The sequence below is a fragment of the Pseudovibrio sp. POLY-S9 genome, from assembly GCF_001431305.1.
GTDB lineage: Bacteria > Pseudomonadota > Alphaproteobacteria > Rhizobiales > Stappiaceae > Pseudovibrio.
This window is the reverse complement of sequence record NZ_LCWX01000263.1, coordinates 86,747-94,578: the sequence shown is the minus strand read 5'-3', so window position 1 is coordinate 94,578 and position 7,832 is coordinate 86,747. Positions and strand designations below refer to the sequence as shown.

Sequence of the window (7,832 nt, the reverse complement as noted above, 5' to 3'; positions counted from 1 at the left end):
CGCCCAGACAGCATCATTTGAACGGTTCCCTCGCAAGGCATTGGCATCCACACCGTGTCGTTCCATCACATCTTTTGGAAGGAACTGCTGGTGCCGCGAGGCCTGCCACGCAAGCGTCTGCATCAAGCCAGAGAGCGCATACGCCACACCACCATGCCCGCTGGCGTCAGAAAGCTGGCGATCAGCAGGTTTTCCGCTCAATATCATAGAGGCCAGCAAAACCACTGTAGAGCTGGTCTCCCCGCAATACCCCTCCAAATCATTGATGGTTGGCATTGGATCAGAATAAAGGTCAAACCGGCGCGCAGAAATCAGGTTGAGGAACGGCTCTCTTGGTAGCTTATGATGCTCAATCGTCTCAATGATCGCCTGCGCAACCGGGTTGTGCATCACATCGCCATGATCAGTTCCACTCAGCGCATCATGCCACCATTTCAGGCGAATTTCTCCGGGCATCGGCTCATTGACCAGCTCTCGGATACGCGCAATCTCACAGGCAAAGGCGTAAAGGGCAATCAAACTCGGACGCGCAATAATCGGAGCATACAATGTGCTCAGGTAACGCTCGTAGGAGAAGCGTTTTACGAAATCATTACAGTGGTCATAGGCTTGGCTCATAGCTGGGTTCCACGCTTCTTTTAAACGTCTTCAACTGCAATAAACACGGCTGCTACAGCACGGTCTTCACCAAGAAGCACATTGTATGTGCGCACAGCAGCGCCAGTGGACATGCTATCGACCATGATGCCCTTCTCACGAAACGGCCCCTTACGAGACTCTGGAAATGGCTTCAACTCGTCACCAGCACCAATCAGCAGCACTTCAATATCGTCAGATTCTGCAAGGATTTGCGCCAATGCCTCGTCCGTAACTTCGTCAAAGCTGGTAGGTGCCCAACCATAAACACCAGATGGCACACACATCAGCGATCCACGATGAGACATATCCGCAAATCGAAACCCGCCGTTTCCGTAGGCATCGATCTGAACCATGCTTGGATAATGCGCATCCCGCACTTCCAAAGGCTCTCCACGTTTTCCCATAGTGTCCTCCAATGGCTGTTTTCGCCCAGTGTACGCGCAAATTGATAGCCTCTGTTTAATTACACGCGAAAGAATGTCCAATAGAAAATGGGGCTGACCACAACTGTGGTCAGCCCCATCTAAAACATTAGCTGTTTCCGCTGGTTAAGCAGATTTTGCAGGAGATGTTTCGTCGTCTTTCTTGTCAAACACGCTGGTACGAAGCTTCATGAGCATCAGCAGCGGAGAGGCAAGGAAGATAGAAGAGTAAGTCCCGATCACGATACCGAAGATCATCGCCAGCACGAAGGACTGGATCACTTCACCGCCCAGGAAGTACAATGCAAACAGCGCGAGCAAAGTGGTCACGGATGTCATTGTTGTACGGGACAGGGTCTCGTTGATGGACTTATCAAGCAGCTCTTCCAGAGAAAGACGCTTGTAACGACGCAGGTTCTCACGAATACGGTCATAAACAACCACCGTATCGTTGAGTGAGTAACCGATAATCGTCAGCACCGCCGCAATACTGGACAGCGTAAAGTCCAGCTGCAACACCGCAAACAATCCAACCGTCAGCAGGATATCATTGAAGGTGGTGATGATCGCGCCAACTGCGAACTGCCATTCAAAGCGGAACCAGATGTAAAACATGATCATCAGCAAGGCAGACCCGACCGCCAGCGTTCCTGCATAAGCAAGCTCGCCGGAGACACGAGGTCCAACCACTTCAGTTCTGCGGAATTCATATCCATCGGTAAAGGCACCACGGACACTCTCAACCACATCCTGCTGGGCGCTTTCACCTTCGCCCTGAGATTCAATGCGGATCAGAACTTCGGTAGGACTACCGAATTCCTGCACCTGCACATCACCCAGATCAAGACCACCAAGGGTCCGGCGAATTTCAGAAAGGTTCGCAGGACCGCTTGTGGACTGCAGCTCAATCAGTGTTCCGCCCTTAAAATCGATGCCGTAGTTCAGGCCGATTGTCAGGAACAGTACAATGGAAAGAACTGCCGTAATTCCAGAAAACGGAAAACTCAACACCCGCCAATGCATAAAGCGGAAGTTGGTCTGCTCCGGAACAAGTCTAAGAAGTTTCATAGGTTCATGCTCCGAATTAGATTGGCAGTTTGGATGGACGCTTACGCTTCACCCATACAGAGATGAGGAAACGTGAGATAGTAAACGCAGAGAACACTGTGGTGAAGATACCAATCATCAGCGTTACGGCGAACCCTTTAACAGGACCGGAACCGATGAAGAACAGGATCACAGCCACAATCAGCGTTGTGATGTTTGCATCCAAAATGGTGCCAAGTGCACGCTTAAAGCCCGCATCAATCGAACCAATAGCGGAACGACCAGCGCGTGCCTCTTCACGAATGCGCTCATAAATCAGCACGTTGGCATCAACCGCCATACCAATTGTCAAAACGACACCCGCAATACCCGGCAGGGTCAGCGTTGCCTGAAGCGTGGTGAGCACACCAAAGATCAGGAAAACGTTGGAAGCAAGCGCAAGGTTCGCAATGATCCCGAACTGGCCATAAGCCAGCAGCATGAAGATCACAACCGCTGCCGCTGCAACGATGGAAGCAACCTTACCGCTATCAATGGAATCCTGACCAAGGCCCGGACCAACTGAACGCTCTTCAACCACATCCAGACGCGCAGGAAGCGCACCAGCACGCAACAGAACAGCAAGATCATTCGCACCATCAACAGTGAAGCTGCCGGAAATCTGACCGGAACCACCTGTAATTGGCTGGCGGATAACCGGAGCGGTGATCACTTCGTCATCCAGCACAATCGCGAACGGACGACCAACATTTGCACGGGTCACATCCGCAAAGACGCGGGCACCGGCAGTGTTGAAGCGGAAGTTCACAACAGGCTCGTTTGTCTGCTGGTCAAACGCAACAGAAGCATCCTGCAGCTCTTCACCCGTCAGCAACGGGTTTTCATCCAACAGATATGGCTGGCCATCAGAACCCTCAACAACCATCGTGCCTGCTGGCGGACGGCCTTGAAGTGCCTGTGACGCGCTCATTTCCTGACTAACAAGATGGAACGTTAGCTGCGCGGTTGCACCAATGATATCCTTCAGACGCTGAGGGTTGGATTCACCCGGCGCTTCAACAAGGATACGGTCAGTGCCCTGACGCTGAATGGAAGGCTCAGTCGTGCCGAGTTCATCAACACGGCGACGGATAACCTCAATGGACTGCCTCACAACGGAAGCGAGGCGCATGTCCAGACCTTCCTCGGAGAAAGCCATGCGGAACAGGCCGTCACCTTGAGGTTCAAGAACAAATTCGTTAACCGCTGCACCGCCGAAAACGCCGGAGTTAAGCGGGTTTACCAGTTCTGCAAGGCGTTGTTCGGCTTCGTCAAAGCGTGCATTATCACGAATGCGAACCTGAACACCGTCTCCCTGAATACCCAGACCGGTGTAACCGATACGCGGGTTCTCGCGCAGGGCCCGGCGGATATTTCCAACCAGCTGACGGAACTGTTTTTCTTTGTAATCTTCCTTATCAACCTCATAGAGCAGATAAGCACCGCCCTGAAGGTCAAGACCGAGAACAATCTGGCGCTTAGGCATAAAATCCGGCCAGGATTGAACGGTACTTGCCGGGAAGAAGTTCGGCAATGTTGTAAAGATACCGCCCAGCACCACGACGATAATCAGGGCGATTTTCCAACGCGCGAAATGAAGCATGAGTATATGCCCGGTCCTAGAATAGGCAGACCGCTCTCACTGCGGCGATTGCCGAAACAGGAAAGCGGTCTGAAACTACAGGTATCAAGGCGCGATTACTCGCCGTCCTTAACAGGTTCACCTTTGGAGCGAACTTCCTGGATCATGGCACGAGCAATACGCACACGCGTACCTTCAGCAATGTCCACCTGCAGTTCAGCATCATCAACGATCTTAGCAACTTTACCAATCAGACCACCAGAGGTCACAACGGTGTCGCCGCGACGCAGATTGCTCACCATTTCCTGATGAGACTTCATTTTCTGGCGCTGAGGGCGAATGATCAGGAACCACATGATCACGAAGATCAGGACGAACGGCACAATAGACATTACAACGTCTGGCACGCCGCCTGCGGCCTGTGCATAGGCAGGGGTAATAAACATTAGTTTCTCCTTACCACAAATTCCCGAGGAACCTGATGGCGTTCATTAAACAATTGGCGAGGTGAACCCCTCCAAAATTGACCTTGGCCCGAAAGAACAAGGATTTTGCGCTGGACTATACAGTCCACTCCAACCTTTTCAAGGCATTGACATGCTAACTGGGACTTTCCCCAAGAGTATTGGACATGATACAGCTGTAAATAGGGATACTTGGCCGCAGATCAAATAGCAGAACCGCCGCTGAGATAATTTTTCACCTAGTGCATTTTGCGTAAAGCCTATGCCAGCGCACCTAAGTTAATCACGTAGATACACATGACCACTAAAGAAAATACCTCTGAAGTCGCCCTTCTTACATCCAAACTGGACGAGATTGTCGCCCTGTTGGCCAGCTCCCTTCCCAAGCCTCCGGTTACTGTCAATTTCGACGAAGCCGATGCCTTTGTATTCCACCCTTCCCCGTTTGAGCTTGCACCTATACCCAAAGTCAATCGGGTTGATATTAGCCTGCTCAAAGGCGTCGATCACTCCAAGAAAATGCTGATGGAGAATACAAATAGGTTCGCAGAAGGTTTTCCGGCCAATAACGTGCTGTTGTGGGGCGCCAGAGGCATGGGCAAGTCGTCTTTGGTGAAATCTGCTCATGCTGCGATCAACGCAGCACACGCAAACTCCGAAGGCGTCCGCAAACTTGTTCTCATCGAGATTCACCGCGAGGACATCGAAGCCCTCCCGGCTCTGATGAACGAGCTGCGCGGCAAGCCATACAACTTCATCATCTTTTGCGACGACCTCTCCTTTGATGGCGACGACACCAGCTACAAGAGCCTGAAAGCAGCTCTGGACGGCGGCATTGAAGGTCGACCAGCAAATGTCCTGTTTTACGCCACATCCAACCGCAGACACCTTTTGCCGCGCGATATGATGGAGAACGAGCGGTCAACCGCGATCCATGCAAGCGAAGCGGTGGAAGAGAAGGTTTCACTTTCTGATCGATTCGGCCTTTGGATCGGCTTCCACAAATGCTCTCAGGATGAGTATCTGGATATGATCTACGGCTACACAGAGCATTTTGGCTTAAAGGTCGAGCAGGAGCAGCTCCGCGCGCAGGCTCTGGAATGGTCCACCACACGCGGTGCCCGTTCTGGTCGTGTCGCATGGCAATTTATTCAGGATCTGGCAGGCCGCCTCAGCCAAACGCTGTCCTGACAAGCAAAAGCGCTCATAAAAAAGCACGCCGCGTGAAGGTCATCAACGCGGCGTGCTCTACCTATGAAAAGAGTTCCAAGAAGAACCCTCCCCCTTTTTATTAGGAACGCGGTAGATGGTTCATAGGATCTACCGGCTTGTTATCCTTACGCAGCTCAAAATGCAGCTGAGGCTGAGTCACGGACCCGGTAGCACCAGCCATGGCAATTGTCTGACCACGGCGTACAGCATCACCACGACGCACCTTCAGCTCTTTGTTGTGCGCATAAGCTGAAACCCAGCCATTATCATGGCGGATCAGCACCAGATTTCCAAAGCCTTTCAGCTCGTTACCGGCGTAAACGATGGTTCCGTCTTCCGCAGCTTTAATGTCTGTCCCTGATGGAACAGCCAGATTAATGCCGTCGTTTTTAGACCCACCCGGCTTCACGCCAAAGTCAGAGATAATCCGCCCACGCACCGGCCAGCGGAACGTTGCCTCATCCGCCACAGCAACCTTTGGAGCCTTCGCTGTCGCAACTGGCTGCACAGGCGCTGGCTTGGAAACTTCTGTCGGCTGCAAACGAACAACATCCGTCTCAGCTTCAGAGATAACCGGAACAATCGGTTTTTGCGGCTTCTGCACACTCGCGGTGTGAACTGGGGTCGGCGCAAGAGAATTGGCAAGCGTGCGCTGTGTCGCAACCGGAGCGGTCACACGTTGCGGGCTCAACCCTGCCAAAGCGATTCTCTTTGGCTTCGGCACGGCTTGTGTCGCTGTGACACTGGCAACCGATGCCGGACGCTGTGCAACAGAAGCCCTGGGTTTACTCTTTGGCACAGCTGAAACGCGCAGAGGAGCAACGCTGCGCGCTGCCTGCCCCGTAACAGGTACACCGTAAGATGGCTGCGCAGTCGTAGACTGCGGAGCAACAATCGGCGTCAAAGACTGACTGCGATAGGTCGTTGGCTGTTGCTGTGCACGATAGACCTGAGAAGGTGCAGACTGCTGAATTGGCTGAAGCGAAGACGCAGGCACAGCTGCTGCTGGTGCACGCCTTTGCACCGGATAAGCTGCTGGAGGCGCATCACTGTAAACAGGACGCGATCGTTCTCCCACATTGCCCGGAGGAAGCAACGCAGCGGCAATCTTGGTCGCAAACACATCACGAGACTGCCTGGAAGCAGAGCCATTGGCATTCAAAGGCGCAACATACTGCGAAGGAATGGAGGCTGTCGTCTGAGGCTGCTGGCTATTGGACGGCAACACACGAGCGCTGGCTTTCGGCAAACGGTTCGGTTTACGAACCATCTTCACCGGAATAACAACGGAATCACCTGGCTGCAGCGCAGAACTCACTGTCACACGATTAGCATGAAGAATTTCGTTCGCTGGTACACGGTATTGCCAGGCAAGACTATCAACATTCTCGTTGGCTTTCAGCGTGACAACGCGGCCACCAACAGCTGTCCACCCAAGCGCGCCATCATTCGGCGCTTTGGCAAGTGCTGCAGGAACCCGGGCGCTCGAGCGCGTGCGCTGGCTCACCGGAACAGGCTGTTTAGAAAATGTCGGCTGCCATGTCTGCTGCGGATACCCGCGCGATTGCGCAGATCCGGTCACAATAGGAGCATTGCTTGATGTTGGCGCAGGCAACAAGACGCCGCGCTGAACAACAGATTTTGTGCTTGATGATGGAAGTCCGGGCGTCACCACAACGGCAGTTCGAGCCGGAGACGTTGGTTCATCAACATATTCAGATTTGCCAAACCGATCCACATTGCCACTACAACCAGCAAGACCTGCTGACAGCAAAAACAAGGCTACACCGCGCCGCAATCTGGCTTTCTCACGGGAATGAAACTGCATATCCGCCCTACCCAATACAAATAAAAGGCTAACTGGCGTAAGTTTACTGACAACAGAGTTGATAAAGACTTAATTAAAGCCTCATTCCCCTACAGTTTCGCAGCTATTCCCGGTGTGAGAGAAAGATAGCGGAAGCCACCAAGGTCAGTCTCATCAAGACCGCGGCCACCTTTGTCATACTGAATCAGGCGGCAAATACCGCTTTCATGCTTGATTGGCGCCAACAAACGCCCCCCGGGTGCAAGACGGTCAAACAAGAAGCCCGGCACACGGTCCAGCGCACCATTCAAAATGATACGATCAAACGGGCCGCCATCATCCTCTTCATCAACAGGCGCCACAAGACCATCCGCATGAATCACATCTACATTGTTGATCTTGCAGGACCGAAGTCGCTCACGCGCCAGATCAGCGAGTGTCCGGTAGCGCTCCAGTGAGACAATGCGATCACAGATTTTAGAAAGAACCGCGCACTGATACCCGGACCCACTGCCAATCTCCAACAGGGAATGATCCGGCTTCATTTGCAGAAAATCGGCAACCTTCCCAATCAAGGATGGCTGTGTACTCATCTGCCCGCAATCAATTGGGAACGAACG

At 52.8% G+C, this 7,832-nt stretch carries 8 protein-coding genes; 1 reads left to right on the top strand and 7 read right to left on the bottom strand.

Annotation, left to right across the window (positions count from 1 at the left end):
- The 5 genes from PPL9_RS33975 to yajC all read right to left on the bottom strand — a co-directional run.
- Positions 1–618: phytoene/squalene synthase family protein (locus PPL9_RS33975; RefSeq protein WP_208989738.1), on the bottom strand; the 618-nt coding region annotated here is incomplete at its 3' end.
- Between the two features lie 20 nt (positions 619–638).
- The gene (locus PPL9_RS30620; RefSeq protein WP_057466261.1) at positions 639–1,043 is read right to left on the bottom strand and encodes an Mth938-like domain-containing protein; all 405 of its coding nucleotides are present in this window, start codon (positions 1,041–1,043) and stop codon (positions 639–641) included.
- Between the two features lie 144 nt (positions 1,044–1,187).
- The gene (gene secF, locus PPL9_RS34625; protein ID WP_057466260.1) at positions 1,188–2,129 is read right to left on the bottom strand and encodes a protein translocase subunit SecF; all 942 of its coding nucleotides are present in this window, start codon (positions 2,127–2,129) and stop codon (positions 1,188–1,190) included.
- Positions 2,130–2,145: 16 nt separating this feature from the next.
- Entirely contained in the window at positions 2,146–3,750 is a 1,605-nt protein-coding gene (secD, locus tag PPL9_RS34620) for a protein translocase subunit SecD (protein WP_057466259.1), read from the bottom strand.
- 95 nt (positions 3,751–3,845) lie between these two features.
- Positions 3,846–4,175 (bottom strand): preprotein translocase subunit YajC, encoded by a 330-nt coding sequence (yajC, locus tag PPL9_RS30605; protein ID WP_057466258.1) that lies wholly within the window; start codon positions 4,173–4,175, stop codon positions 3,846–3,848.
- 315 nt (positions 4,176–4,490) lie between these two features.
- On the opposite strand from yajC, the gene PPL9_RS30600 reads away from it, so the two are divergent.
- The gene (locus PPL9_RS30600; RefSeq protein WP_057466257.1) at positions 4,491–5,384 is read left to right on the top strand and encodes an ATP-binding protein; all 894 of its coding nucleotides are present in this window, start codon (positions 4,491–4,493) and stop codon (positions 5,382–5,384) included.
- 100 nt (positions 5,385–5,484) lie between these two features.
- Here the strand turns inward: PPL9_RS30600 and PPL9_RS30595 are convergent, their stop codons facing one another.
- Together PPL9_RS30595 and PPL9_RS30590 are read right to left on the bottom strand one after the other, a co-directional pair.
- Positions 5,485–7,233, bottom strand: coding sequence for a M23 family metallopeptidase (locus tag PPL9_RS30595; RefSeq protein WP_057466256.1), 1,749 nt, complete (start codon positions 7,231–7,233; stop codon positions 5,485–5,487).
- Between the two features lie 89 nt (positions 7,234–7,322).
- The coding region (locus PPL9_RS30590) for an rRNA adenine N-6-methyltransferase family protein (protein WP_057466255.1) at positions 7,323–7,832 on the bottom strand (510 nt) is incomplete at its 5' end.